Raw genomic sequence first — 26508 nt, forward strand, 5'->3', positions numbered from 1 at the left:
TTCGGTCTATCGGCGAAGTGCCTCCACTCCCGCGGCAATGTCCTTCGCCGTGCTTGCCACGATCTCGCGGTAAGCCGCCACCACGCCGTCGACCTCGCCGGGCGCGGACAACTCTGCCTGCGTGCGGCCACTGACCACCTTGCCGTCCGGGAGCCGCCGCACCGTCCAGTTGATCGTGGCGCCCGCGCGCTGCCCGACATCCGCGTCGAGCCGCAGCACTTCCGTCGTGATCCGGTACAGCGGCTGCACGTCCGACAACCCCTGCTGGTAGGTGTCGACGGCGCCCAGAGTGGCCTGCAGGCGCTGAGACAACGCGTCGCGCAGCTCATCCGGCAGCGGCGACGACCAGCGCGCCAGGTCGAGCAGGCGCAGGCTGGCGTCATTGCCGCCGTCGCGCACCACCAGCTGCGGCCGGTTAAGCCGCTCCGGCACGCGCACCGGCGCGACTTCCAGCCACAGCGTGTTGGTCGACGCCGCCGGTGTCGCCGCCGGCAGCGTGGCGACACCCGCAGGCCCCTGGGCCAGCGTGTAATAGCGCGGTTCCGGCGAGGCACAACCGGCGAGCACGGTGGCGCCGATTGCGCCGATTGCGCTGGCAATGGCGCCGGCAATGGCGCGGCGTGCCAGCACCGAGGCAAGTGCGGAGTTTTGGGGATGGCGCTTCATCAGTCTTTCTCCGGCTTGCCGCGCAGCAGCGCTTCGGGATGGCGTTCGAGGTAGTCGGTCAGCGTGCGCAACGACGTGGCGGTGCGCGTCAGTTCCTGCAGCATGCGGCGCGTGTCCTGCTGCAGCGGCGCATCCGACGCCAGCGTGCCGTTGGCCGCAGTCAGCGTCTTGCGCGCGTCCTGCAGCGCCGCCAGCACCTGCGGCGCGACGTCGCCGTTGAGCTGCTGCACCAGCTGGTCGGCCGTGTCGAGCGTCTTGTTCAGGCTCGCCACGGTGGTACGCAGGTCCTGGCCGATCTGGTCGAACGGGATCTTGTCGATGCGGTTGACGATATCGCCGACCTGCGCCTGCAACTGGTCGAAGGTGCCCGGCGTGGTGGCGAACTCGGGGATCGGCGCATCCAGGTCGACCTTGGCGGGCGGCGCCTTCGGGAAGAAGTCGAGTGCCACGTACAGCTGGCCGGTAAGCAGGTTGCCGGTGCGCAGCTGCGCGCGCATGCCGCGCTTGAGCAGGCCCTCGATGATCTGACGGGCGCGCGCGCGGTCTTCCACGTCGCGTTCGCGGAAGCCCATGCGCGACGGGTACAGCTCGACCACCACCGGCATGCGGAAAGCCTTCTTGTCGCGCTGGTATTCGATGCCGATCGAGCGCACCTGCCCGACGATCACGCCGCGGAAGTCCACCGGCGCGCCCGGCGACAGGCCGCGCACCGACTGGTCGAAGTTGAGCACGGCCAGCGTCGGCGCCAGTTCCTCGGGCTCCTTCATGGCGTCGGACTGGTCGGCGGCCAGCAGGAATTGCGTGTTTTCCGCGGCGGCGTCGGTGGCGGTGGTGCGGTCCGGCGCCTGGAACGCAACGCCGCCCAGCAGCACCGTCACCAGCGATTGCGTCGACAGCTTGAGCCCGCCGGCATCGAGCTTGAGGTCGACGCCGCTGGCATGCCAGAAGCGCGTGTCGGCGGTGACCAGCTTGTCATAGGGCTTGTTGACGAACACGCGCAGCGTGATGTCGCGCCCGTTGGGCTCCAGCAGGTAGGCCACCACCTGGCCCACCTGCACGCGCCGGTAGTAGACCGGCGAACCGATGTCGAGAGAGCCCAGCTCCGACGCGCGCAGCACGAACTGCTTGCCGGATGCGTCGGTGGTCACCACCGGCGGCACTTCCAGGCCCTTGAATTCGCGCGTGGTCTCGCCGGACTTGCCGGCATCGACGCCGATATAGGCGCCCGACAGCAGCGTCTCCAGCCCCGACACGCCGCTGGCGGCGAAGCGCGGGCGCACCACCCAGAAGCGCGTGTCGGCCACGGCGAAGTTCTCGGCGTCCTTGGTCAGGTCGATCGAGGCGATCACGTGCGAACGGTCGCGCGCGAGCCGCACCGACTTGACCAGGCCGATATCGACGTCCTTGTAGCGCACCGCGGTCTTGCCCGGCGTCAGGCCCTCGGCGGTGCGGAAGCTGACGGTGATCTCCGGCCCGCGCGAGGCCAGCGTGTGCACCAGCAGCGACACGCCGACGACCGCCGCGACGATCGGGATCAGCCACACCAGCGATGGCAGCCAGCGCGCGCGGCGCCGGCGCTCGGGCCGCGGCAGGCCGGGTGCGCCAGCGGGATTGGGCGGATGTTGTTCAGTGTCGGGCATTGTCGTCTTCCAGCGAATCCCACAGCAGGCGCGGATCGAAGCTGAGCGAGGCCAGCATGGTCAGCACCACGACCGCGCCGAAGGCCAGCGCGCCGCCGCCTGGGATGATGGTGGCCAGCGCCCCGGCCCGCACCAGCGAGGCCAGCAGCGCCACCACGAAAATATCGAGCATCGACCAGCGGCCGATCACCTCCACCAGCCCGTACAGCCGGGTCTGCTGCCGGATGCGCCAGGTCGCGCGGAAATGCACCGACAGCAGCAGGAAGGTGAGGATCACCATCTTCAGGAGCGGCACGATGATGCTTGCGATCAGCACCAGCACGGCCAGCATGCGCGAGCCGGATAGCCACAGGTAGATCACGCCGGACAGGATGGTGTCGCGCTGGGTGCCGAGGATCGATTGCGTGACCATCACCGGCAGCATGTTGGCCGGGATGTAGAGGATAAAGGCCGCCAGCAGGAACGCCCAGGTGCGCGCCAGGCTGTCCGGCTTGCGGTGGTGCAGCGTGGCGCCGCAGCGCGGGCAGGGCTCGCCTTCCAGCGTGCGCGGGCTGACCAGGTCGCAGGCGTGGCAGGAGAGCAGGCCCAGGCGGCTGGCGGTTGGCACCTGCGGCAGCGGCTTGCGTTCGTCGTCGTCGGTCAGTCCGGCCACCACCTCGCGCGCGAGACGGCGCGGGTGCGCCAGGCGGTCGGGGCGCGGCGGCCGTTGAGGTTGCCGCGGGGTCGCGTCCGTCATTGTCCTTTCCCGCTTGTGCCGCCTGCCGCGTCCGCCTCATCGTCCGGCGTTTCCAGGTAGCGCCACAGGTCGCGCGGGTCGAACGAGAGCATCGCCGCCAGCACGATCACCAGCGCGGCGAACGACCACAGCGCAATGCCAGGCAGCACGCGCGCCATCGTGGACAGCTTCACCAGCGTAACCAGCACGCCGATCATGAAGACCTCGATCATGCCCCACGGCCGCGTCTGGCGGATGCCGCGCACGATGCGGTCGAAGCCCATGGGCATGCGGTGCCGCGCCATCGGCACCAGCAGGTAAGCCATCATCAGCAGCTCGGACAGCGGGAACAATATGGTGGTGGCGAACACCAGCACCGCCACCAGTGCCATGCGGTCCTCATACAGGGCCTGCACCGCGCCCAGCAGCGTGGTTTGCGTGCGCACGCCCTTGAGGTCCATCTCGACGATGGGGTAGGCGTTGGATACCAGGAACAGGATCAGCGCGGTGATTACCAGCGGCAGCAGGCGCCGGTAATGGCGCCGGCTCTCGCGGTACAGCTCGCCGCCGCAGCGCAGGCACAAAGCGCGCTCGCCGGGCGAGATCGGGGTGCGCTCGTAGACCGCATCGCAGTATTCGCACGCCACCAGCCGGTGCAGCGCGGCGGGGGAGGTATCGGGCAATGCGGGGGCGTTGTCGGGACCTGCCATCAGCCGTTCAGCCGGGGTGCTTGCCGGTGGTCGCCGGCGGCACGTCGGGGTTGTCGACCACGGCGGGGACTGCCGGCGTCGCCCCAGCGGGCGTCGTCACCGCGGGCACCGCTGCCGGCGCGCCGCCCGGCTTCAGGTCGCGCGCGAGATCCTGCGCCAGCTCGTCCTGCGAGCCGATGGTCCAGTCGCGCAGCAGCGCATACGCCACCGCCAGCAGCGTCGGGCCGATGAACACGCCCAGGAAGCCGAACGCCAGCGCGCCGCCCAGCACGCCCAGCATGATCCAGATCAGCGGCATGCCGGTGCCCTTGCTGATCAGCAGCGGCTTGACGATGTTGTCCGCCATGCTGACCACGCCCACGCCCCAGATCACCAGGAAGATCGCCCAGCCGGTGGAACCGGTGTGGTACAGCCACAGCGCCGCCGGCAGCCACACCAGCGGCGGGCCCACCGGCACCACCGACAGGAAGAAGGTGACAAAGCCAAGGATGGCCGCGCCCGGCACGCCGGCGATCCAGAGCCCGACGGCGGCCAGCACCGCCTGGATAAAGGCCGTGCCGAGCACGCCATAGACCACGCCCTTGACCGTGCTGCCGGCCAGTTCCAGCAGGTGGTCGGCACGCTCGCCGGCAATGCGGCGCATGCCCGCGCGCAGCCACGCGATGGCGAACTCGCCGCCGGTATAGAAAAAGAACGCCAGGATGATCGACAGCGCCAGCTGTCCCAGCCCCGCGCCGATCGACAGGCCGGCGCCGAGCAGCACATGCCCGACCGGCGCGATCAGCTTGCGCAGGTTGGCCACCATCTCGGAATCGGCGTTGACGATGCTGTTCCACGAGCCTTGCAGGTAGGTGCCGACATAGGGCAGGCTGCTCAGCCATTGCGGCAGCTGCGGGATGCCCTGCTCCATGTAGCGGTTGACCAGGGCCGCCAGGTCGTCCACGTGCGCCGAGAAGCTGGCGCCGGCGTAGACAAAAGGCCCGAGCACGATCACCGTGGCCAGCAGCACGCAGATCAGCGCCGCCAGGCTGCGCCGGTTGCCGAGCCAGCGCGACAGCACCATGTACGGGTACCACGAGCTGTAGGCCAGGATCGCGCCCCACAGCAGTGCCGTGGTGAACGGTGCGAGCACCAGCAGTGACCCGCCGATCAGCACGATCAGCGCAAAGACTGCAGCGATCTTCTCGATTAACTGGCCGGAACTCATTGATGGCTCTCCCTGGGCCCGCCGGTGTGACGGAAACGGCGTAAATATAGCCTACGCCGGGGCGGGCGATGCCAAAGGGCTGCTGGAAGGGTGCTTCAGGCGCCACCACCGCGGTGCGCCGGCGCAGCATGCCCGGACGCATCCACAGTGCCATAGCTTTGTGACGTTGAACAGCGCGGCTTCCGTGCTGTCAAGGCAGGAGGGAAGAGGCGCCGGGCAGGGCCGGCGCCAGGGGCGTGCCGGCTTCAGCCCGGCACGGCCATCACGCCGCTCTTGAGCAGGGCGGCAACCAGGTCGGACTGCGTCACCATGCCGACCACGCGGTGCTTGTCGTCGATCACCGGCGCATGGTGCAGGCCGCCGTCGGAGAAGGCCTGCGCCAGTTCCACCATCGGCTGGTCGGGGCGGGCGGTGACCACGGCGCGCGTCATCAGGTCGCGCACGGTGCCAGCCAGCCGGCGCGCGCCGGTATCGCGCTGCGCGGCGAAGAAATCACTCTGCGTGATGATGCCCTCGAGCCGGTTATTTGCATCGACCACGGGCAGCGCCTTGATGCGGTGCCGCGACAGCAGGTGACCGGCCTCGTGCGCCGGCTGGTCCGGCCGCACCATGACGACGTCCCGCGACATGATCTCGCTGCACAGCACGTTGCCGAAGTGGCGCCGGTACGCGTGCAGCTGTGCCGCCACCAGGATGGCTTCCAGGTCGTCTTCTTCGATGTCGAGGAATTCGCCGCGTGCCTGCAGGGCCGCGTCCAGGTCGGCGCGGGTAAAGCCCACGCGCTGCGTCGGCGGCACGTCCCTGGTGCCATGCTGCACCGCAGGCTCGGGCGGGCGGTGCGGGTAGCGCCGCCGCGACAGGTTGTTGAAGGCCAGCGCCATCAACAGCAGCAGCATCGAGTTGAACAGCACCGGCACCACCACGAAGCCGAAACCGAGCGCGCTGACCGCCGGCCCGCCGAATACCGCGGTGATGGCCACGGCGCCGCTGGGCGGGTGCACGCAGCGGAACTGGAACATCACGGCAATCGCCACCGCCACCGCTGTCGCCGCGGCAATGCCGGGATCCGGAATCCAGCGCGCGCAGGCCACGCCCACCAATGCTGCAAACAGGTTGCCGCCGATGATCGACCACGGCTGCGCCAGTGGCGAAGACGGCACCGCGAACAGCAGCACCGCCGAAGCGCCCATGGGCGCGACGAACCAGGGGTTGAATCCGCCCAGCGTCTGGTGGCTGATCCATTCGGTGAAGAACAGGCCAAGCAGCGCGCCAAGGCAGCTCTTGATGCGCTCATGGCGGTTGGCAGCGACCGGCAGCGGGACAAAAGTGCGCAGCCATGCACGGGTATTTTGCGCCAGCGAGGCGTCAGCGGGGGCGGTTGGCATTCTTGGACGGGGGGCGGCTTGGAATGGTGCGCGTAATATATCACGCGGTGATATATTTGGCCGCCTTTGGTGCAGCGCATCCCCGTGTTGGGGCGTGATGCACCGCACCAGAGCAATCCGAAGAGCATCGAGAAGAGCGATCAGGAGTCGCCCCCATGTCGTTCCCTGCGTCACCCACCCCCGCGCCCGTCGAGAAGCGCGACTACGCGGTCAACCGCCGCCTGCTGATGCTGTCGGCGATCGCGCTCGGCATCGGCGCGCTCAGCACCGTCGCGGCCAGCGTGCTGGTCAACCTGATCCGCTTCTTCACCAACCTGTTCTTCTACCAGACGCTGTCGCTGGCCGAGCGCTCGCCGGCGGACCATGCGCTGGGCGTGTGGGTCATCGCGGTGCCGGTGGTCGGCGGCCTGGTGGTGGGGCTGATGGCGCGCTACGGCAGCGACAAGATCCGCGGCCACGGCATCCCCGAGGCGATCGAGGCGGTGCTGTTCGGCAAGAGCAAGATGTCGGCGCGGGTGGCGGTGCTCAAGCCGCTGTCGTCGGGCATCGTGATCGGCAGCGGGGGGCCGTTCGGCGCCGAGGGGCCGATCATCATGACCGGCGGCTCGCTGGCGTCGCTGCTGGCGCAGTACCTGCACCTGAGCGCCGGCGAGCGCAAGGCGCTGCTGGTGGCCGGGGCGTGCGCGGGCATGACGGCGATCTTCGGCACGCCGGTGGCGGCGGTGCTGCTGGCGGTGGAGCTGCTGCTGTTCGAGCTGCGCCCGCGCAGCCTGCTGCCCGTGGCGCTGGCCTGCGCGGTGGCGGGCTTCCTGCGGCCGCTGCTCTTCGAGGCAGGCCCGCTGTTCCCAATGCAGACCGCGGCCGCTGGCACGCCCGCGCTGGCCTCGTGCGTGATCGCCGGACTGTTGTGCGGCGCGCTGGGCGCGGGGCTGACGCTGGCGCTGTACCGCACCGAAGATGCGTTCTCGCGCCTGCCGCTGCACTGGATGTGGTGGCCGGCGATCGGCGGGCTGGTGGTCGGCATCGGCGGGTATTTCGAGCCGCGCGCGCTGGGCGTGGGCTATGACGTGATCGGTGACCTGCTCAACCACCGCATTGCCATCGGCATTGCGCTGGGCCTGCTTGCGGTCAAGGCAGTGATCTGGATCGCTGCGCTGGGTTCCGGCACGTCGGGCGGCGTGCTGGCCCCGCTGCTGATGATCGGCGCCGGGCTTGGCACGGTGCTGGCGCCGTGGCTGCCGGGCGGTTCGCCCGAGCTGTGGGCGCTGGTGTGCATGGCCGGCGTGCTCGGCAGCGTGCTGGGCGCACCGCTGACCGCGATCGTGTTCGCCTTCGGGCTGACGCATGACACGCAGGCGCTGCTGCCGTTGCTGCTGACGACGGCGGTCGCGTACGGCTTCTCGGTGCTGACCATGAAGCGGTCGATCATGACGGAGAAGATCGCCCGGCGCGGCCTGCATATCTACCGCGAATACGGCGTCGACCCGCTCGAGCGCGCCCATGTGGGCGAGCTGATGACGCATGAGGTGGTGACGATCGACGCCGACTTGCCGGTGGCCGATGCCATGGCGCGCTATTTCGGCGAGCACGCCGCGCATCGCGCCTATCCGGTGGTGGCGGACGGGCGCGTGCTGGGGATGCTGGAACGCGCCGCCATCCGCGGCGCGGCCGCCGGCGAGGTGTCGCCCGGCCTGCGCTGCCGCGACCTGCTGAGCGCGCCGGCGCAGGTGCTGCTGCCGGAGCAGACCGCGCGCGCGGCGGCAGGCAGCATGGCGGCGCTCAGCGTGGCGCGGCTGCCGGTGGTGGAGAGCGCGGACAGCATGCGGCTGGCGGGCATCGTGTCATTGCGCGACCTGCTGCGTGCGAGTTCGCAGGTACACCATGAGGAAGCGCGGCGCGAGCGGCTGCGGGGTCGGGCGGCGGGCTGAAGACGTCGGCCTGCAGGGAGCGGTCGAGCTAGCTGCGACCCAGGCCAACGCTCCCTCTCCCGCAGTGGGAGAGGGAGCAAAACCGGCGGTATCCGGTGTCGCTACTTGTAAGTCGACAACAAAATACTCGTCTCCGTAGCACTGATCCCGTCGATCAACCGTATCCGGTCCAGCGTCCGGTCAAATGCCTCCAGCGTATCCGCGCGCAGTTCCGCAATGATGTCCCAGCGCCCGTTGGTCGTATGCAGCGCCTGCACGTTGGGCTCACCCCTGAGCGCCTGCAGCACCGTGCGCGCCTTGTTTCCCTCCACCGCGATCGTCATCCACGCCCGGATCCTGTGCGCCTCGGCCTCGGGCCGCAGGCGCACGGTGTAGCCGACGATCAGCCCTTCCTTTTCCAGCTTGTCGATGCGGTTCTGCACAGTCGCGCGCGACACGCGCAGCGCCTGCGCCAGCGCGGTGACCGGCGTGCGCGCGTTGTCGCGCAGCAGGGAGAGCAGCTGTTGATCGGTAGCGTCCATGGGTTTGAAGGCCGTTCTGTCGATTTGCCAATGAAGCCTGGCATTTTGCGCGAAGCAAGGCGCAAATTGCACAACTTGCTGGCTATTAGTTAACACCAGCCTGCACCAGAATGCAATCGACTGAATTCTTTCCAGAACCCCAAAGAAAAGGAGCCGCCGTGATCCACACCCCCACGATCCTGCTTGTCGAGCCGACCTTCTACGACGTGTCGTACAGCATCAATCCGTGGATGGATCCCGCCGCCTGGGCGCGCGATCCGCGCGGCATGCACCGCAACGCCATGCAGTCCTTCGAAGCGCTGCGCGCGGCGCTGGGCCGGACCGGCCTCACGGTGGAAGTGGCCGCGGGCGCCCCCGGCCTGCCCGACATGGTTTTCCCGGCAAATGCCGCCGTGGTGCTCGACGGCCGCGCACTGCTGGCCCGCTTCCGTTACCCGCAGCGCCGCGGCGAAGAAGCGCCGTTCGCGCAAATCTTCGGCGCGCTGCGCGAGCGCGGCCTGCTCGATGAAGTGGCGCTGCTGCCCGAAGGCTGTTTCCAGGAGGGCGCTGGCGACTGCATCTGGGATGCTGGCCGTGGTCATTTCTGGGCCGGTTTCGGGCCGCGGTCGTCGCACGAGGCGGCCACCGCCGTGTCGGATTTCTTCGGCAAGGAAGTGGTGGCGCTGGAGCTGGCCACCGAGCAGAGCTACCACCTCGACGTGTGCTTCTGCCCGCTGTCCGGCGGCGAGATCCTTTATTACCCGCCGGCATTCAGCGAAGCGGCGCTGCGCGAACTGCGCGCACGGCTGCCGGCGCGCCTGCGCATCGAGGCCAGCGCCGACGACCTGAGCCACTTCAGCGTCAACGCCGTCAACCTGGACGACCAGGTGGTGATGACCCGCACCACGCCGCACCTGCGCACCGAACTGGGCCGGCGCGGCTATCAGTTGCACGAGGTCGACCTGACCCCATTCATGCTGTCCGGCGGCGGCGCCTATTGCATGACGCTGCGGCTCGACCGTAGTAGCGGGCCCGGCATCGCCGCGGCCGCGGCCTGATGCATCCGCCATCGCCAGCCAGGGAGACAATCATGAAAGAGACCGCCCGGTCGCTGTTCCTCGACGCCAACGACGTGGCCCGGCTGGTGGCCGCGCTCGGCGTGCAGCCCGCCATCGTGCAGATGGCAGAGCATGTCCGGCAGGACTTCCTGCGCTGGGATGCCTTTGACAAGTCCGCCCGCCTGGCCAGCCATTCCGCGCGCGGCGTGATCGAACTGATGCCGGTGAGCGACGGCATCCAGTACGCGTTCAAGTACGTCAACGGCCATCCGCGCAATGCGCAGCATGGCATGCCGACCGTGATGGCGTGCGGCCTGCTGGCCGAAGTCGAAACCGGCTTCCCGCTGATGCTGGCCGACCTGACGCTGGCCACCGCGCTGCGCACCGCCGCCACCTCGGCGCTGGCCGCGCAGGCGATGGCGCGGCCGGGTGCACGCACCATGGCGCTGATCGGCAATGGCGCGCAGGCCGAGTTCCAGGTGCTTGCGTTCCACGCCATGCTGGGCGTGCGCGAGATCGCGGCCTACGACATCGACCTCGCCGCCACGGCACGGCTGATGCGCAACCTTGCCGGCGTGCCGGGGCTGTTGATCCGTGCCGCGGAGTCAGTGCAGGCCGCGCTGGACGGCGCCGACATCGTGTCCACCGTGACCGCAGACAAGACCCGCGCCACCATCCTGACGCCGGCGCAGGTGCGCCCGGGCATGCACCTGAACGCGGTCGGCGGCGATTGCCCCGGCAAGACCGAGCTGCATGCCGACATCCTGCGCCGGGCGCGCATCGTGGTGGAGTACGAACCGCAGACGCGCATCGAAGGCGAGATCCAGCAGCTGCCCGCCGATGCGCCCGTGACCGAGCTCTGGCAGGTGCTGGCCGGCGCCGCGCCGGGCCGCGCCGCGGCCGACGAAGTGACGGTGTTCGATTCGGTGGGGTTTGCGCTGGAAGACTACGCCGCGCTGCGCTGGCTCTATGCCGCCGCGCATGCCCGGCGCGCGGGCAGGGCGGTGGAGCTGGTGGCGATGCCGCCGGATCCGCGCAATCTCTATGGCTGGATGATGTCGCGGGCCGAAGGCCGCGACGCCGGGCTGGAACCGCAGAGGCTGGCGTCGCTGGCCTGACCGTGACGCGCTCCGGGCCGGAGCGCCCGACTCAGCCGGCGCGCCCCATCATCAGCTGGGCGCGCAGGAAGCCTTTCACCTCTTCCAGCGACGGCGTCTTCAGGAACACCATGATGCCCCAGTGCTGCAGCGCGTCGGCCACGCCTTCATAGGCCTGGCGATTGGTGATGACCGCAAAGATCACGTGCTGGCTGGCAAAGAAATTCTGCAGTTTCTCGACGGTGGCCGACTCGGCGTCGTTGAGCTCGTCGACGTAGTACAGCACCACGCGCGGATGCGCGCTGACCGAGGTAATGACGGTGTCGAGCACATCGTCGACCACCACGCTCTTGAGCGGCAGCCCCCACTTGCCCAGCTGGCCGTGGATGCGCTGCGCTTCCTGGTGGTTGGGGTGGAATACCACCAGGTCGAGGCCATGGGGCGCCGCGGCTTCGGGCCCGATGCGCGTCGCCAGCAGGCGATGCACGGTTTCCTTGTGGATGCGCCGATGGCCGCCGTTGGTCTTCCAGGCGCCAAGCTCGCCACGCTCTACCATCTTCTGGACAGTGCCCAGCGAGACATTGAGAAGTTTTGCCGCTGTACGCGTACTGTAGTAAGGCTTTTCAGCCAGTGCCGGATCCAGTTTCATCCAATCACCCGTAGTCCTGAAGGCAGTCCGCGCCGGAAAGGCGCACGCGGTACCAAGGCACCTGCGCCGCGTATTGTCACTGCCAATGGTTGACTGACCCAGTGTCCTGGCCCGATCACCCGCCGGCCGGACGATTATTTATCGTCGATTTGACGCTTTTGTCATTTCCCGCAGACTGCCTGCAGTTGATTGCTTTGCATGCCCGGGTCCGGATTTGCCGGAAGCCCATAATATGCCGCAAAGGTCAGGTAATCAGTAAGAAAAAACTACAAATTCATCGAACTTTTGTTTTTCAACGCACACTGAAGACCGTGGCCGGCCGCGGAACTCGCTGTCAGTAACTGGAGACACCGTGCTGCCCGGGGTGGTTCCCCGCGCTACTGTCATCTTTGTTGCGTCGGCTGAATTCAGCCGACGCTCCAGACCACATCTGTCACGGCATGATGCATGCAGGATGCGGGACCGGCGCTACCGGTCTTGCAGGCCGTGCTTGCGCACCTTGTCGAACAGCGTGGTCTTGGCCACGCCAAGTGCCTCGCTGGCGCGGCTGAGGTTGCCGTCGTGCCTGCGCATGGCATCGGCGATCAGCGCGCGCTCGAACTGTTCGACCGCCTGCGCCAGCGGGAGCGCTTCCGGGGCGGCAGTGCCCTGGCCCGGGTTGCAGCCCAGCCCCAGGACGTGCCGCTCGGCCAGGTTGCGCAACTCGCGCACATTACCCGGCCAGGGGTAGGCAACCAGCGCCGCCAGCTCGGCCGCGCTGGCGGGCATGGCCTCTCGCTCGAAGCGCAGCGCCGCCTGCGCGACGAAATGCTCGAACAATGCCGGCACATCTTCGCGTCGCTCGCGCAGCGGCGGCAGCTCGAGCGTGATCACGTTCAGGCGGTAGTACAAATCGGCGCGGAATTGGCCGGCATCGGACAGCGCGCGCAGATCGGCCTTGGTCGCCGCCACCACGCGCGCGTTGACCGGCACCGGCTGGTTCGAGCCGAGCCGCTCCACCACGCGCTCCTGCAGCACGCGCAGCAGCTTGATCTGCAGCGGCATCGGCATGCTCTCGATCTCGTCGAGGAACAGCGTGCCGCCTTCTGCGTGCTCGATCTTGCCGATACGGCGGCGCGCGGCGCCGGTGAACGAGCCCGCTTCATGGCCGAAGATCTCGCTTTCGAACAGCTGCTCGGGCAGGCCGCCGCAATTGATGGCGACGAAGTGGCGCGCATGGCGCTGGCTGGCCTCGTGCAGGCAGCGTGCCACCAGCTCCTTGCCGGTGCCGGTCTCGCCGTGGATCAGCACGTTGGCGTCGGTGCCGGCGAGGTCGGCGATCAGCCGGCGCAAGCGCTCGACCGCGGGCGAATGGCCGATCAGGCGGGTTTCGAGTTTTTCGCGTCCGGCGAGACGTTCGCGCAGTTCTGACACTTCCAGCGCGAGCCGGCGCTGCTCCAGCGCGCGGCGGGTGGCGTCGACCAGCTGCTCGGGCGAGAACGGCTTTTCCAGGAAGTCGTAGGCGCCTTGCTTCATCGCCTGCACCGCCAGGCCCACGTCGCCGTGGCCGGTGATCATGATCACCGGCAGCGCGGGGTCGCGTTCGCGCAGCTGCGCCAGCAGCGCCATGCCGTCCATGCCGGGCAGGCGGATGTCGCTGACCACCACGCCGGCGTAGCCGGGGCCGGCCTCGCGCAGCGCCGCCTCGGCGCTGCCCACGCCGCGCGTGGCCAGCCCTTCCAGGCGCAGCGCCTGCTCGCAGCCCAGGCGCACGTCGGCATCGTCCTCGACGATCAGTACGGTCAGTTCAGCCGGCATGTCTGGGATCCTGTGCCCTCGTCTCGTGCGGCGCCAGCGGCAACGCCAGCGTGAAGGAGGCGCCGCCGTCGGGGTGGTTGGCGGCGGACAGGCTGCCGCCGTTCTCGTTGAGGATGCCGGCCGACAGGGTCAGGCCAAGCCCCAGCCCCTGCCCGGCGGGCTTGGTGGTGAAGAACGGCTCGAACAGCCGCGCAAAGGCTTCTTCGGACAGGCCTGCGCCGTTGTCGCGCACGGTCAGGTGGACCATGCCGCCGGCCACGCGCGCATGCAGCGCAATGCGCGGCGCGGGCCGGCCGATGACCGCATCGAGCGCGTTGCCGAGCAGGTTGACCAGCACCTGTTCGAGCCGGTTGGGGTCGCAGACCACGGCCAGCTCGGGGTCGATGTCGCGCTGCAGTTCGGGCTGCACGGCGTCCACGCGCGTCTGCAGCAGGAACAGCGCGTTGTCGACCGCCTCGCCCAGCCGGGCCTGGCGGCGGCCGTTGCCCGACTTGCGCGCGAACGACTTGAGCGCGCCGGTGATGCGGCCCATGCGCTCGACCAGCCCGATGATGGTGTCGAGGTTGGTGCGCACGGTGCCATAGTCGCCACGCTCGAGGAACTTGCCGGTGTTGCCGGAGAGCGTGCGCAGCGCCGCCAGGGGCTGGTTCAGCTCGTGCGCGATGCCGGTCGACATCTGGCCCACCGCGGCCAGCTTGCCGGCCTGCAGCAGGCCGTCCTGCGCCTGGCGCAGCACGGTTTCGGCGCGGATGCGCTCGGTCACCTCGGCCTGCAGCCGGTGGTTGGCGGCGGACAGGTCGGCGGTGCGCTCGGCCACCTTGCGCTCCAGTTCGCTGTTGGCCGCTTCCAGCGCGGCGCGCGCGGCCAGCCGCTCGTTGACGATGCGCCGGCGCACGTTCCAGGCCGAGCCCAGCAGCAGCACGAAGGCAGTCAGCACGCCCGCCAGCGCGGCGCTGTTGAGCGCCGCCACGCGCGCCTGCGAAGTATTGGTCAGCAGCGTCAGCTGCCAGTCGGTGCCGGGCAGGGCGGCGTGCTGCGCCAGCATCGGCGGCCCGCTGCGCAGGCGCACCAGCTCGTCGCTGCTGCCGCCGTTTCCGTTCGCAAGCTTGCGCACCGAGACCAGCGGCAGCTGCGGCAGCGGCGCGCGGTTGTACTGCAGGCTGCGCGACAGCCGCTGGCGCGCCTCGTCCGACAGCGGGCGCAGCGCGGCCAGCTTCCACGACGGGTCGGAGGCGAGGATCACCACGCCGTTCTCGTCGCTCAGCAGCATCTGGCTGTCGGCGCCCTGCCATCGGTTTTCCAGCGGCTCCAGCCCGATCTTGACGACTGCCACGCCGGCCGGGTTGTCGCGCTCGCCCAGCGGCGCCGACAGGTAGTAGCCTGATTCGCTGCGCGTCGTGCCAACCCCGTAGAAGCGGCCGAGCTGGCCTTCCATCGCGGCCTGGAAGTAGGGGCGGAAGCTGAGGTCCTCGCCCACGTAGCTGTCGGGGCGCTGCCAGTTGCTGGTGGCCAGCACCTTGCCGTGGGCGTCCAGCACATAGACCACCCTTGTGCCGGCGCGGGCATTGAGCGAGGTCAGGTATTCGTTGGCGCGGGCCACGCGCGCGGGGTCGTCCGGGCGCAGCAGCAGTCCGGATATGCGCTCGTCCAGCGACAAAAGGCCGGGCACGTAGTCGTAGTGCGCCAGCTCGCTTTCCAGCGCCTGCGTGTACAGGCGCAGCTGCACCTGGCCGCGCTCGGCCTGGCGCGCCAGCGCGTTGTCGTAGCTGTAGCGGTAGCCGAGCGCGCCGGCCAGCCCGATCAGCACGGCCAGCGCCAGCAACGCCAGCAGCGGCGCGGCGCCGCGCAGGCCGTGGGGCAGGCGCGAGGGCGTGGAAGGCGTGGCGGCGTGCGCGTGCGGGGTATCGCCGGGAGGGTGGAGCGGGCCGGTCATCAGGAAGTCTGGTCAGGCAAGGGCGAAGCGGCCGCGCCAGCGGGACAGTGATCCATGGCAGTCTTTTCGGGGATCCGGGCGGCGCGGGTGCCTACTTTTACCACACCGGCACGAGCGTGCCCGTGTCATGGATGCAAAAAGGCCCGGTTGCCTTGTCGGCAACCGGGCCCTGGCACGCCTGGCAGGCTGTGTTACTTGCCGGCCATGGCCTGGACCGATGCCAGGCCGGTGGTGGTATCCGCGACGACGGGTTCATCCTCGTCGGACAGTACCGGCGCGCCGATGGCGCCTTCGCTTTTGGCGACGACGGCGGTGGCAATGGCATTGCCGAGCACATTGGTCACGGTGCGACCCATGTCGAGTACGTGGTCGATGCCCAGCACCAGCAGGATGCCGGCCTCCGGCAGGCCGAACATCGGCAGCACGGCGGCGACCACCACCAGCGAGGCGCGCGGCACGCCGGCGATGCCCTTGCTGGTGACAAGCAGGACCAGCAGCATGGTGATCTGCTGGCTCAGCGACAGTTCGATGCCATACACCTGGGCCACGAACAGCGCGGCGAACGAGGTGTACATGATCGAGCCGTCCAGGTTGAACGAGTAGCCCAGCGGCAGCACGAAGTTGGTGATGCGCTCCTTGACGCCGAAGCGGGTCAGCTGGTCGATCACCTTCGGGTAGGCCGATTCGCTGCTGGCGGTGGCGAAACCGATCATCAGTGGCGCGCGCATGCCCTTGAGCAGGCGGAACACGTCACGGCCCAGGAAGAAGTAGCCGCCGGCGATCAGCGCCACCCACAGCAGCGCCAGCGCCAGGTACAGGCTGCCCAGCAGCTTGGCGTAGACCACCAGCACGCCCAGGCCCTGCGCGGTGATCACCGCCGCGATCGCGCCGAACACGCCCACCGGCGCGAACGCCATCACGTAGTTGGTGACCTTCAGCATCACGTGGCCCAGGCCCTCGATGCCTTCCAGCACCGGCTTGCCCACGCCGTCCTTGACCGTGCCCAGCGCGAAGCCGAAGAACAGCGAGAACACCACGATCTGCAGGATCTCGTTGTGCGCCATCGCCTCGACGAAGCTCTTGGGGAACATGTGCGCGATGAAGTCGCGCAGGTTCAGCGCGCCGGTCTTCAGGTTCGAGGCAGCGTCCGCCGCCGGCAGCGCGAGGTTCATGCCGTGGCCGGGCTGCAGCACGTTGGCCATCACCAGCCCGAGCAGCAGCGAGGTGACCGAGGCGGCGATGAACCACATCATCGCCTTCATGCCGATGCGGCCGACGGCGCGGCCGTCGCCCATGCTGGCGATGCCGGCCACCAGCGTGGCGAACACCAGCGGGCCGATGATCATCTTGATCATCCGCAGGAACACATCAGTCAGGATGGACAGGTGGTCCGCAATCGATTTGGCGGTGGCGGCGTCCGGCGACATGTTGTGCGCGGCGGTGCCGACCAGCACGCCTAGCAGCATCGCAATGAAGATCAGGGTGGGCAGTCGATTCAGTTTCATCGTGGATCAGGCCTGTGCGTCCGGTCCCCGCGAACAGGGGCGGACGTCGGTATGTCGGAATGGCGAGCGGCTTTGGAGGGCGCCGCGCGGGCCATGCGGATTTTTTTTCAGCGCGGCAACAGGTGCCAGCGAGTCGCCCGGGCGGCGAGAGGGGGGATGGGCAAGGCGGGGTCAGTCATGTGTTTCCTCCTTTGTTTTTTGGCGGGGCCGGCGCGTTGGGAAACGTGCCGGCCGACCTGTCTGGGCGCTGTTAGCGGCGGCCTATATTGCACGCGGCGTGCCAGGCGACGGGGCTCGCCCTGGCTATGCAAACCGTTGAATTAAAAGGAGAAAATGAAGTGATGCCGGCGCACTATTCGGGGATCCGGACGGGCGGTGGGGAGTGGCGTTCGGGAATCCGAATGGCGGTGTGGGTGTAAACCCGGGGATTTTGAGGGGGCTGGAGAAGCGGGAGGGGGAGAATTGCCGCCGGTTTGCTCCCCTTGCTCTCCCGCTTGCGGGAGAGGGAGAACACCTTGCTTAGGCTAGTTCGGGCGGCTTGGGTGCACCTTGCCTTAGGCTAGTTCGGGCGGCTTGGGCGCACCTGCCGTTACCCACCCAGCAGCCTGTAGCACAACCTTGCCGCCACCCGCGCCCCACACCCATCCCGGTCATACAGCGGATTGAATTCCGCGATATCCGCCACGCGCAGCTTGCCGCTGTCGCGCAGCCGCGTGGCGATGGCCTCCACCACCGGCAACGGCACGCCGTAGGCGGCCGGTGCCGAGACGCCGGGCATCACTGCGGCGGGCAGCACGTCGAGGTCGATCGTCAGGTAGACATGGTCGGCTTCCGCGACCCATTCATCCAGCGCCGCCAGCCGTGCGTCAAGGTGGCGCTCCTGCAGGTCCACATCCTCGACATAGCGCACCCCAAGCGTGCTGGCGCGCCCGAACAGCGCGGCCGTATTGCCGAGCCGGCTTACGCCCAGGCAAGCGTAGTCGAAGCGCAGGCTGCGCCGCTGGCAGTCGATGGCGATCTGGTCGAAGGGCGTGCCCGAGCTGGCGGGCCGGCTGCCGCGCAGGTCGAAGTGCGCGTCAAGGTTGACCACCAGCACGCGGCCGCGGTCGCCGTGCGCATCCAGGTGCGTGCGCAGGCCTTGCCACGTGCCCCAGGCCACCTCGTGGCCGCCACCGATCACCAGCGGCCAGGCGCCTACCGCCAGTTCGGCGGCGACGGCCTGGCCCAGCCGCTGCTGCGCGTCTTCCAGCGCATCGCCGTCGCAATGGATGTCGCCGCCGTCGATCAGGCGGCCGATGCCGTGCGCCGGCACGCCCGCCAGCGCGCGGCGGATCTCGCGCGGGCCGCCGGCGGCGCCGGGGCGGCCCTGGTTGCGCAGCACGCCGGCATCGCAGCAGAAGCCCAGCAGCACCGGCACGCCGGGTGTGCGCGGCGTGGCCGCGCCGCCGACGATGTCGAACAGGCGGCGCGTATCGCCGGCCTCGCCGGCATCGCGCCGGCCGCGCCAGACCGTGTCGCTGGCCTGCGCGAGTTCAGCCAGGTCGCTCATTTCAGCCGGCGTCCCAGGGTTTCGGGCACCATCGCCAGGCCGATCAGCGAGACCAGGCCGCAGCCGATCACGTACAGCGCCGGCGCGTTGGCGTCGCCGGTGATCTGCATCAGCCGGGTCGAGAAATACTGCGCAAAGCCGCCGAAGATCGCGATCGCCACGCAATAGGCGATGGACAGTCCGGTGGCGCGCAGGCGCTGCGGCAGCACCTCGCTGACCAGCACCATCGACGCGGGCGCGGTCATCGACATCGGCACCGACAGGCAGCCTACCACCAGCAGCAGGCGCGCCAGCGACGGCTCGGCATTGATCAGCACGAACGCCGGGTAGATCATCACCAGCAGCGCCACGCGCGACCACAGCACCACGGTCTTGCGGCCGATGCGGTCGGCAAGCCAGCCGGCGAACGGCGACAGCGCCACCTGCACCAGCGCGGCGATGCACGCGGCCCAGATGCTCAGCGACAGCGGCATCTTCAGCACGCTCACGGCGTAGTTGCTGATGTAGTAGACGACGATGTAGGTGGACGACGCCAGGCCGATCATCAGCAGAATGCTGGCATGCACCTCGCGTGCGTGCGCACGCAGCAGCGGCCACTGCGCGGCGTGCTCGCCGTGGCGCGCGGGAGCGGCGGTCTCTTCCAGACGGCGGCGGATCAGCAGGCCGACGGGGATCACCAGGATGCCGATCAGGAAGGCCAGGCGCCAGCCCCATGCTTCCAGGTCGGCCGGCGCGAGCACATTGCTCAGCACCAGGCCGGTGATCGCGCCCAGCAGCGCCGCCAGGCCCTGGCTGAACGGCTGCCACGCGGTATAGAAGCCGCGCGTGCGGTCATCGGCGTATTCCAGCAGCAGCGCGGTGGAGGCGCCCATCTCGCCGCCGATGGCGAAGCCCTGCACCAGCCGCGCGATCACCACCATGATCGGCGCGAGGATGCCGATCTGCGCGTACGGCGGCGTGACCACGAAGATCAGCGAGCTCAGGCCCATCAGCCACAGCGTCAGCGCCACCGCCGGCTTGCGGCCGGCGCGGTCGGCGTACATGCCGATCAGCAGGCCGCCGAGCGGACGCATCAGGAAGCCGACGCCAAAGGTGGCGAACGACATCAGCAGCTGGCCGGTGGGGTTGTCGACGGGGAAGTAGAGCCGGCCGATCAGCGTGGCAAAGAAGCTGTAGACCACGAAATCGTAGAACTCGAGGCCATTGCCGATGGTGATGGCGGCAATGGCGCGCGTGCGTGACAGGGCTGGGGTGTGGGCGCCGGCCTGGGCGCCGGCTACACCATCGTAGGCGGGCGCGGTGATATCGGATGGCATGCGGTTGTCTCCTGCAGGAATGCGTTGGCTTGCGCCCCTCTCCCACGCCAGTGGGAGAGGGGCGCAAACGCTGGGTTCTTGAGCGTTGGTCAGTCGCGCAGCATCGGCAGGTCCAGGCCCTGCTCGCGGGCGCAGTCGACGGCGATCTGGTAGCCGGCGTCGGCATGGCGCATCACGCCGGTGGCGGGGTCGTTGTGCAGCACGCGGGCGATGCGCGCGGCGGCTTCATCGGTGCCATCGCACACGATCACCACGCCGGAATGCTGCGAAAAGCCCATGCCCACGCCGCCGCCATGGTGCAGCGAAACCCAGGTCGCGCCGCTGGCGGTGTTCAGCAGTGCGTTCAGCAGCGGCCAGTCGGACACGGCGTCCGAACCGTCCTGCATGGCCTCGGTCTCGCGGTTGGGGCTGGCGACCGAACCCGAGTCCAGGTGGTCGCGGCCGATCACGACCGGCGCCGACAACTCACCGCTGCGGACCATCTCGTTGAACGCCAGGCCCAGTTTGGCGCGCAGGCCCAGGCCGACCCAGCAGATCCGCGCCGGCAGGCCCTGGAAGCTGATGCGCTCGCGCGCCATGTCGAGCCAGCGGTGCAGGTGCTCGTCATCGGGGATCAGTTCCTTGACCTTGGCGTCGGTCTTGTAGATGTCCTGCGGATCGCCCGACAGCGCGGCCCAGCGGAACGGGCCAATGCCGCGGCAGAACAGCGGGCGGATATAGGCGGGCACGAAGCCGGGGAAATCAAAGGCGTTGGCCACACCTTCTTCCTTGGCCATCTGGCGGATGTTGTTGCCGTAGTCGAAGGTCGGCACGCCCAGCTTCTGGAAGTCCAGCATGGCTTGCACGTGCGCGGCCATCGACGCCTTGGCGGCCTTCACCACCACGGCGGGTTCGCGCTGCGCGCGCTCGCGGTACTCGTCCCAGGTCCAGCCTGCCGGCAGGTAGCCATTGAGCGGGTCGTGCGCGCTGGTCTGGTCGGTGACCATGTCGGGGCGCACGCCGCGGCGCACCAGTTCGGGCAGCACTTCGGCGGCGTTGGCGCACAGCGCGATCGAGATGGCCTTGCCTTGCGAGGTGTAGCGGTCGATGCGGGCCAGCGCGTCGTCCAGGTCGGTGGCCTGCTCGTCGACATAGCGGGTCTTCAGGCGGAAATCGATGCGGCTCTGCTGGCATTCGATGTTGAGCGAGCAGGCGCCGGCCAGCGTCGCGGCCAGCGGCTGCGCGCCGCCCATGCCGCCCAGGCCCGCGGTCAGCACCCAGCGGCCCTTCAGGTTGCCGTTGTAATGCTGGCGCCCGGCTTCGACGAAGGTTTCATACGTGCCCTGCACGATGCCCTGGCTGCCGATGTAGATCCAGCTGCCGGCGGTCATCTGGCCATACATGGCCAGGCCCTTGGCGTCGAGTTCGTTGAAGTGTTCCCAGTTGGCCCAGTGGGGGACCAGGTTGGAGTTGGCGATCAGCACGCGCGGGGCGTCGCGGTGGGTCTGGAACACGCCGACCGGCTTGCCGGACTGGACCAGCAGGGTCTGGTCGTCTTCCAGGCGGGTCAGGGCTTCGACGATGCGGTCATAGCATTCCCAGTTGCGGGCGGCGCGCCCGATGCCGCCGTAGACCACCAGTTCCTTCGGATTCTCCGCGACCTCGGGGTCGAGGTTGTTCATCAGCATGCGCAGCGGGGCTTCGGTCAGCCAGCTCTTGGCGGTGAGCTTGGTGCCGCGGGCGGCGCGGATTTCGGTGTCGCGGAAGCGGGTGGTGGTCATGGGACGGGCTCCTTCGGTGTCTCTTTGCTTTGCCTTGGGGGTGTCGCTTTTTGGGCGACGCATAGGCATGTATAATCTTGTATATACAGGTAAGGATGTATCGGGGTTATCCCGTAGTTTTGACATCGTTTTTGTGGCTGTGGAGTTGCGGTCGCTTGCCGGGAGCCTAAGCTCGCATATATGGTCGGCGTAGCTGGTAAGGCACTATTTGTCCGCGCGACAAAAAGGATGGGTGGCTGGACGGCGATTTGGCCTTCTTTACTTCGGGGGGGCTCTGGCCCTCACCCCCGGCCCCTCTCCCGCAGGCGGGAGAGGGGAGCAAACAAGCGGGCAAGGGAAAGGCTTGCGGATTCACCGGCGATAGCGCCAAGCGAGCAGCGACGCGTGCTGTGCCCGAGTTCATGACCTGAGATGCTGCCCGCGCGCAGCGCAGCCGTAGGCGTTCCTACGTTGCCGCTGGTAGCAGGGGCCACCCACAGCTCTGGGCTCGTTCAACCACCGCGCCAATCCCAGCCACCGTGGCGCACCACGGCGGCAGGCAGTCCTGTCATGCAACGAAGCAAAGCCCCGTACAAAAGCCTCGGCACACTACGATAAGAGTGGCCGCCCGCAGGGCCGTAAACGCGCTTTCTGGTGACTCTTTGTCGCTCGGACAAAGAGTTACCCGCCCTTTAGGGCGGAACCGGGCATATCAAATATCCGCCAGATGCCAAGCCGCGGCGAAAAAAATCATGAGGTAAACCGCCCCTCAAGCCGATGCAACGACCCCGGATGCACCAGCCTGACAGACGTCACGACCCTTCCTGCAGACCATGTCCGCCTCCGGATCAGCAAACACGGCTCGCCCTTGTCGATGTCCAGCAATGCGCATTCCTCGGGATGCGCCAGCACGGCTTCCACAACGTGCTCCCCTTCAGTCAGCGGCGCGACGCGCGTCAGGTATTGGTAGGGCGTTTCCCGCGAAAAATCCTGCTCAAGATAATCGGGCGCAACCAACGCATTGACATAACGATCCTCCAGCTGAATCGCCACATCATCTTCGTAATGAACAATCACGGAGTGAAACACCCGCTGTTCCAGCGGCACATCCAGCGCAACTGCCTGCGCCGCGCCGGCGCGTTCCTCCTGCACGCTGACCACACGCGCATGATGCCGATGCCCCCGCGCAGCAATATCATTCGCAATATTGTTGACCGCATACAGCGCCGTCCGCAGCTTGGGCTCGGCCACAAACGTCCCCACCCCCTGCAGCCGCACCAGCATCCCCTCCGCGGTCAACTCCCGCAGCGCCCGATGCACGGTCATGCGGCTGACGCCCAGCGCTTCCACCAGTTCTGCCTCGGAGGGCACCCGATGGTGGGGCGGCCAGCTGCCGTCAGCAATCCTGCTGCTGATGTGTTGCTTGACGCGCGCATAGAGCGGCGCGGGCGTGGATGCGAGCGGCAACGGTTTCCCCCGGGTGGCGACAGCCGCCGAATGTATCACGCCCCCTGCTGTTGTTCGACGCCGCGCGGCCCGCACGTTTGCAGGAATGCATCGAGAGGTGTCGGCCGCCCGATCGCATAGCCCTGCGCATAGTCGACGCCGATCGCGCGCAGCGCGTCGAGCGTGCGTTCGTCCTCTACCCATTCCGCCACGGTCTTCACGCCAAGCCGGTGGCCGATATCGTTGATCGAGCTGACGATCTCGCGGTCCACGGCGTTGTCGGCAAGCTGGCGGATAAAGCTGCCGTCGATCTTCAGGAAATCGACCGGAAACTGCTTCAGGTACGCAAACGACGAAAGCCCCGAGCCGAAGTCGTCGAGCGACACGGTGCAGCCCGCGCGCCGCATGTCTGTCACCAGCAGGTTGGCCGCCGCCATGTTGTTGATCAGCGCCGTCTCGGTGATCTCCAGCCGGATCCGGCTGGCGGGCAGCGCGCTGGCATCCAGCTCGGCATGCAGGAAGGGCAGCAGGAACGGCTCGCCCAGCGAGTTGGCCGACAGGTTGATCGACACCGACAACCCCGGCACCGCACGCAGCCGCTCGCCGTAGCCGTGCAGCACATTGTGGATGACCCAGCGGTCGACGTGGCCCATCAGGTCGTAGCGTTCGGCGGCGGGAATGAAGGCGCCGGGCAGGATCATTTCCCCGTTCTCGTCGACCATGCGCACCAGGATTTCGATGTGGCGATGTTCACCACTTCCCTTGCCGGCGGGCTGCAGAGCGCGGATTTCCTGCGCGAACAGGCGGAAGCGGTTGGCTTCCAGCGCCGAGTGGATGCCCGCGGCGACTTCCAGTTCGCGATGGTGGCGGCGCGCGTCGCTCTCGTCGCGCCGGTAGACCGAGACCCGGCTGCGGCCGGCGGCCTTGGCGGCGTAGCAGGCGACGTCGGCGCGGCTCATCAGTTCGCTGACGGGCGGCACGTCACGGTCGATCGCGGCGATGCCGATGCTGGCGCCCACGTCATAGACCCGGCCTTCCCATGGGAAGCGGCGACCGCGGATGGCATCGATCACACCCTCGCAGACCTGCTCGGCCTGGTCCACGGTGCAGTCCTTGAGCAGCAGCGCGAACTCGTCGCCGCCCAGCCGCGCCAGCAGGTCGTCGGGGCGCACATGGTTGCGGATCAGGTAGCCCAGTTCGCGCAGCAGCACGTCGCCGGCGCCATGGCCGGCGGTGTCGTTGACGATCTTGAAGCGGTCCAGGTCGATGAAGCACAGCGCGGCGCGGTGGCCATGCAGCCGCGCGGCGTCGCAGGCCTCGCGCAGGCGCTTTTCGAACCAGGTGCGGTTGGGCAGGCCGGTGAGCGCGTCATGCATGGCCGAGCGCGCCAGCTCGCGCTGCAGCGCGCGCGCGGTGGTGATGTCCTGGAACACCAGCACCGCGCCCAGCACCTCGCCGGCGCCGGTCAGCACCGGCGCGGCGGAGTCCTGCACGTCGTGGCGTTCGCCGGTCAGGCTCTGCAACACCGCGCCGTCCTGCAGGTAGGCAGGCGTCAGCGTGCGCAGGCAGGACTCGACCGGGCTGGGGATCGGATCGCCGGTGGCTTCGTCGACGATGCGGAAGACCCGCTCCAGCGGCAAGCCGCTGGCGCTGCCCATGGTCCAGCCGGTCAATTGCTCGGCGATCGGGTTCATGAAGGTGACGTGCATGCTGGCGTCGGTACAGATCACCGCGTCGCCGATCGAGCGCAGCGTGATATGCAGGCGCTCCTTCTCTTCGAACAGTGCCTCGGTCAGGCGGCGCTGCTCGGTGATGTCCCAGTTGGTGCCGACCAGCGCATGCGCCATGCCGTCGGCGCCGCGCGTGACCATGGCCATGGCGCGCACATGGCGCACCGCGCCGTCGGGGCGCCGGACACGGTATTCGGTGTCGAACGGAGCGGCGCCGCGGATGGCCTGGCGCATCTCGGCACTGACGCGGCTGACGTCATCCGGGTGCAGCATGGCGATCCACTGCCCGGCCTGCGGCGCGCCCTGTGCGGGCTCGGTGCCGTGCAGCGCATGCATGCGCGCATCCCAGGTGATGACGGTGCTGGCGAAGTCCCATTCCCAGATGCCGACGCCGCCGGCCTCCACCGCCAGCCGGATGCGGCGCGACAGCCGTTCCAGTTCTTCCTGCGCCAGCTTGCGCGCATGGATGTCTTCGACCTGGGCGATAAAGTGCTGCGGCGCGCCGGTGCGCTCGTCGCGCGCCAGCGAGACCGCGAGCAGCGCCCAGCGGTACTGGCCGTCCTTGTGGCGGTAGCGCTTCTCCATGCGGTAGGACTCGATCTTGCCGTCCACCAGCATCGCCGCCTGGCGCAGGTCGTCGGTCAGGTCGTCGGGGTGGGTCAGCTGCTGGAAGGTGATGGCGCGCAATTCCTCGGCGCTGTAGCCCAGCAGCTCGGTCATGGCGCGGTTGACGGTCTCCCAGCGGCCGTCCATGCCGACCAGCGCCATGCCGATCGCCGAATGCTCCATGGCCTGCCGGAAGCGCTGCTCGCTGCTGCGCAGGCTGGCGCGGCCATGGCGGTTCTGTTCGGTCAGGTAGGCGATGCAGACCGGGAACACCATGATCACCGCGGCCGACAGCGGCACCGCTTCATGGTGGTGCCCGGCCAGCATCAGCGCCTGCAGCGACAGTGTCGCCACCAGCGTCAGCAGCGCGGTGGCGAACGGGTTGCCGGCAAGCGCCACCAGCACCAGCGGCAGCGACATCGCGGCAAACGGGTCGTTGCCCTGCCATTGCGCGAGCGCGCCGATCGCCAGGCACAGCGCCAGCAGGCCGGCCTGTGGCACCAGTACTGGCCGCGCGAAGGCGGCGCGCACGCGCCCGGGCGTCATCGACAGCATCATCGGCAGCAGCAGCGCCATGCCCAGCGCGCTGGCCTGCCACCAGGTCCACCACACCGACGCAAAGGCAGTGCCGTGCAGGCTCGCGATGGCCGCGGCACCCGCGCTGGCGCCCAGCGCCGGCGCGACGATGCCGGCGACCGCCAGCATCACCGCGAACGACGCCAGCGGCCCGTGGCGGAGCAGCCCGGCGTGCCGGTCGAGCCGCCGCAGCAGGCCGGTGGCGCACAGGATCTCGGCCAGGTTGGCGCCGGCCAGCATCAGCGCGCTGGCGGTGCTGTCGCCGGCGGCATGGTTGGCCAGCAGGTTCGCGCCCAGCATGCCGGCCAGCAGCCACGGCGCCTCGCGACGCGGGCGATGCAGCAGCAGCCCCAGCGCGAAGGCGTTGGGCAGCCATACCGCGGCCACGTTGCCCGGCAGCCGCGCCAGCCACAGGCCCGCCGCCGCCAGGGCGAAATAGCCGGCACCGGCCAGCAGCAGCGGCTGCCAGCGGCGCTGCGCGGCGGAATGGACGGTGGCGGCCTGGTGGCTCGGCGGGGCCGTATCTGGCGTCATGGACGGGTGCGGTGCAAAGGACGGTGCGAATCGGTCGGGCCCGGACGGACTGCCGCCCAGCGTAGCGGCAACTGTAACGGGGATGGGCACCTGAGCAAAAGCCGGACAGCAGGCTGCCGTGGGCGTTGTTGCCACTGGTGTTCGCGCCAGTTTTTTGGTAGGCGGCGGGGCGGGACGGGAGTGGGGCGAAGGCCGGCGATGACCTCGCGGGTAATCGCGGCG

General features: G+C 68.7%; 19 protein-coding genes. 3 read left to right on the forward strand and 16 right to left on the reverse strand.

Annotation, left to right across the window (positions count from 1 at the left end):
- Nucleotides 1-6: 6 nt before the first annotated feature.
- The 6 genes from J8I34_RS10820 to J8I34_RS10845 form a co-directional block, all read right to left on the reverse strand.
- The gene (locus J8I34_RS10820) at nucleotides 7-669 is read right to left on the reverse strand and encodes a PqiC family protein (RefSeq protein WP_371748063.1); all 663 of its coding nucleotides are present in this window, start codon (nucleotides 667-669) and stop codon (nucleotides 7-9) included.
- The gene (locus J8I34_RS10825) at nucleotides 666-2306 is read right to left on the reverse strand and encodes a PqiB family protein (RefSeq protein ID WP_209806002.1); all 1641 of its coding nucleotides are present in this window, start codon (nucleotides 2304-2306) and stop codon (nucleotides 666-668) included. The genes J8I34_RS10820 and J8I34_RS10825 overlap by 4 nt, the downstream gene beginning before the upstream one ends.
- Entirely contained in the window at nucleotides 2293-3042 is a 750-nt protein-coding gene (locus J8I34_RS10830; RefSeq protein WP_029047947.1) for a paraquat-inducible protein A, read from the reverse strand. The genes J8I34_RS10825 and J8I34_RS10830 overlap by 14 nt, the downstream gene beginning before the upstream one ends.
- Nucleotides 3039-3731, reverse strand: coding sequence for a paraquat-inducible protein A (locus tag J8I34_RS10835; protein WP_029047948.1), 693 nt, complete (start codon nucleotides 3729-3731; stop codon nucleotides 3039-3041). Before J8I34_RS10835 ends, J8I34_RS10830 begins: the two co-directional genes overlap by 4 nt.
- 7 nt (nucleotides 3732-3738) lie before the next feature.
- Nucleotides 3739-4938 carry an AI-2E family transporter gene (locus J8I34_RS10840; protein WP_209777640.1) on the reverse strand — a complete coding sequence of 400 codons (1200 nt, stop codon included), beginning with the start codon at nucleotides 4936-4938 and terminating at the stop codon, nucleotides 3739-3741.
- A 245-nt stretch (nucleotides 4939-5183) separates the two neighbouring features.
- Nucleotides 5184-6323 carry an HPP family protein gene (locus J8I34_RS10845; protein ID WP_029047950.1) on the reverse strand — a complete coding sequence of 380 codons (1140 nt, stop codon included), beginning with the start codon at nucleotides 6321-6323 and terminating at the stop codon, nucleotides 5184-5186.
- 155 nt (nucleotides 6324-6478) lie between these two features.
- On the opposite strand from J8I34_RS10845, the gene J8I34_RS10850 reads away from it, so the two are divergent.
- A complete protein-coding gene (locus J8I34_RS10850) occupies nucleotides 6479-8251 on the forward strand; it encodes a chloride channel protein (RefSeq protein WP_209806003.1) in 1773 nt (590 codons plus the stop codon).
- 101 nt (nucleotides 8252-8352) lie between these two features.
- Here the strand turns inward: J8I34_RS10850 and J8I34_RS10855 are convergent, their stop codons facing one another.
- The gene (locus tag J8I34_RS10855; RefSeq protein WP_029047952.1) at nucleotides 8353-8772 is read right to left on the reverse strand and encodes an Lrp/AsnC family transcriptional regulator; all 420 of its coding nucleotides are present in this window, start codon (nucleotides 8770-8772) and stop codon (nucleotides 8353-8355) included.
- A gap of 158 nt (nucleotides 8773-8930) precedes the next feature.
- Here J8I34_RS10855 and J8I34_RS10860 point away from each other — a divergent pair, with 158 nt between their 5' ends.
- Together J8I34_RS10860 and ocd are read left to right on the forward strand one after the other, a co-directional pair.
- Nucleotides 8931-9809, forward strand: coding sequence for a dimethylarginine dimethylaminohydrolase family protein (locus J8I34_RS10860; RefSeq protein WP_209806004.1), 879 nt, complete (start codon nucleotides 8931-8933; stop codon nucleotides 9807-9809).
- A 32-nt stretch (nucleotides 9810-9841) separates the two neighbouring features.
- The gene (ocd, locus tag J8I34_RS10865; protein WP_209806005.1) at nucleotides 9842-10927 is read left to right on the forward strand and encodes an ornithine cyclodeaminase; all 1086 of its coding nucleotides are present in this window, start codon (nucleotides 9842-9844) and stop codon (nucleotides 10925-10927) included.
- A gap of 31 nt (nucleotides 10928-10958) precedes the next feature.
- On the opposite strand, the gene J8I34_RS10870 is transcribed toward ocd, so the two are convergent.
- The 9 genes from J8I34_RS10870 to J8I34_RS10910 all read right to left on the reverse strand — a co-directional run bounded on the left by J8I34_RS10870 (nucleotide 10959) and on the right by J8I34_RS10910 (nucleotide 26286).
- Nucleotides 10959-11555, reverse strand: coding sequence for a helix-turn-helix domain-containing protein (locus J8I34_RS10870; protein ID WP_029047955.1), 597 nt, complete (start codon nucleotides 11553-11555; stop codon nucleotides 10959-10961).
- 468 nt (nucleotides 11556-12023) lie between these two features.
- Nucleotides 12024-13352 (reverse strand): sigma-54-dependent transcriptional regulator, encoded by a 1329-nt coding sequence (locus J8I34_RS10875; protein WP_029047956.1) that lies wholly within the window; start codon nucleotides 13350-13352, stop codon nucleotides 12024-12026.
- Entirely contained in the window at nucleotides 13342-15285 is a 1944-nt protein-coding gene (locus J8I34_RS10880) for a sensor histidine kinase (protein WP_209806006.1), read from the reverse strand. Before J8I34_RS10880 ends, J8I34_RS10875 begins: the two co-directional genes overlap by 11 nt.
- 191 nt (nucleotides 15286-15476) lie before the next feature.
- Nucleotides 15477-16790: a dicarboxylate/amino acid:cation symporter gene (locus J8I34_RS10885; protein ID WP_029047958.1), complete on the reverse strand. Its 1314-nt coding sequence runs from the start codon at nucleotides 16788-16790 to the stop codon at nucleotides 15477-15479.
- Between the two features lie 589 nt (nucleotides 16791-17379).
- Nucleotides 17380-18339 carry a formimidoylglutamase gene (gene hutG, locus J8I34_RS10890; RefSeq protein WP_209777654.1) on the reverse strand — a complete coding sequence of 320 codons (960 nt, stop codon included), beginning with the start codon at nucleotides 18337-18339 and terminating at the stop codon, nucleotides 17380-17382.
- On the reverse strand, nucleotides 18336-19655 hold the full coding sequence (locus J8I34_RS10895) for an MFS transporter (protein WP_209806007.1): 1320 nt from the start codon (nucleotides 19653-19655) through the stop codon (nucleotides 18336-18338). The genes hutG and J8I34_RS10895 overlap by 4 nt, the downstream gene beginning before the upstream one ends.
- Before the next feature lie 89 nt (nucleotides 19656-19744).
- On the reverse strand, nucleotides 19745-21415 hold the full coding sequence (gene hutU / locus J8I34_RS10900; protein ID WP_029047961.1) for a urocanate hydratase: 1671 nt from the start codon (nucleotides 21413-21415) through the stop codon (nucleotides 19745-19747).
- A 729-nt stretch (nucleotides 21416-22144) separates the two neighbouring features.
- Nucleotides 22145-22861 carry a histidine utilization transcriptional repressor HutC gene (gene hutC / locus J8I34_RS10905; protein ID WP_209806008.1) on the reverse strand — a complete coding sequence of 239 codons (717 nt, stop codon included), beginning with the start codon at nucleotides 22859-22861 and terminating at the stop codon, nucleotides 22145-22147.
- A gap of 35 nt (nucleotides 22862-22896) precedes the next feature.
- Nucleotides 22897-26286 (reverse strand): diguanylate cyclase, encoded by a 3390-nt coding sequence (locus J8I34_RS10910; RefSeq protein ID WP_209806009.1) that lies wholly within the window; start codon nucleotides 26284-26286, stop codon nucleotides 22897-22899.
- Between the last annotated feature and the right edge of the window lie 222 nt (nucleotides 26287-26508).

It is taken from the genome of Cupriavidus phytohabitans (genome assembly GCF_017815025.1).
Taxonomy (GTDB): Bacteria; Pseudomonadota; Gammaproteobacteria; order Burkholderiales; family Burkholderiaceae; genus Cupriavidus.

Bases quoted from the DNA above. Each gene is read 5' to 3' on its own strand.
- J8I34_RS10825 (WP_209806002.1), bottom strand. From the start codon at position 2,306: ATGCCCGACACTGAACAACATCCGCCCAATCCCGCTGGCGCACCCGGC.
- J8I34_RS10830 (WP_029047947.1), bottom strand. From the start codon at position 3,042: ATGACGGACGCGACCCCGCGGCAACCTCAACGGCCGCCGCGCCCCGAC.
- J8I34_RS10835 (WP_029047948.1), bottom strand. From the start codon at position 3,731: ATGGCAGGTCCCGACAACGCCCCCGCATTGCCCGATACCTCCCCCGCC.
- J8I34_RS10840 (WP_209777640.1), bottom strand. From the start codon at position 4,938: ATGAGTTCCGGCCAGTTAATCGAGAAGATCGCTGCAGTCTTTGCGCTG.
- J8I34_RS10845 (WP_029047950.1), bottom strand. From the start codon at position 6,323: ATGCCAACCGCCCCCGCTGACGCCTCGCTGGCGCAAAATACCCGTGCA.
- J8I34_RS10850 (WP_209806003.1), top strand. From the start codon at position 6,479: ATGTCGTTCCCTGCGTCACCCACCCCCGCGCCCGTCGAGAAGCGCGAC.
- J8I34_RS10855 (WP_029047952.1), bottom strand. From the start codon at position 8,772: ATGGACGCTACCGATCAACAGCTGCTCTCCCTGCTGCGCGACAACGCG.
- ocd (WP_209806005.1), top strand. From the start codon at position 9,842: ATGAAAGAGACCGCCCGGTCGCTGTTCCTCGACGCCAACGACGTGGCC.
- J8I34_RS10870 (WP_029047955.1), bottom strand. From the start codon at position 11,555: ATGAAACTGGATCCGGCACTGGCTGAAAAGCCTTACTACAGTACGCGT.
- J8I34_RS10875 (WP_029047956.1), bottom strand. From the start codon at position 13,352: ATGCCGGCTGAACTGACCGTACTGATCGTCGAGGACGATGCCGACGTG.
- J8I34_RS10880 (WP_209806006.1), bottom strand. From the start codon at position 15,285: ATGACCGGCCCGCTCCACCCTCCCGGCGATACCCCGCACGCGCACGCC.
- J8I34_RS10885 (WP_029047958.1), bottom strand. From the start codon at position 16,790: ATGAAACTGAATCGACTGCCCACCCTGATCTTCATTGCGATGCTGCTA.
- hutG (WP_209777654.1), bottom strand. From the start codon at position 18,339: ATGAGCGACCTGGCTGAACTCGCGCAGGCCAGCGACACGGTCTGGCGC.
- J8I34_RS10895 (WP_209806007.1), bottom strand. From the start codon at position 19,655: ATGCCATCCGATATCACCGCGCCCGCCTACGATGGTGTAGCCGGCGCC.
- hutU (WP_029047961.1), bottom strand. From the start codon at position 21,415: ATGACCACCACCCGCTTCCGCGACACCGAAATCCGCGCCGCCCGCGGC.
- J8I34_RS10910 (WP_209806009.1), bottom strand. From the start codon at position 26,286: ATGACGCCAGATACGGCCCCGCCGAGCCACCAGGCCGCCACCGTCCAT.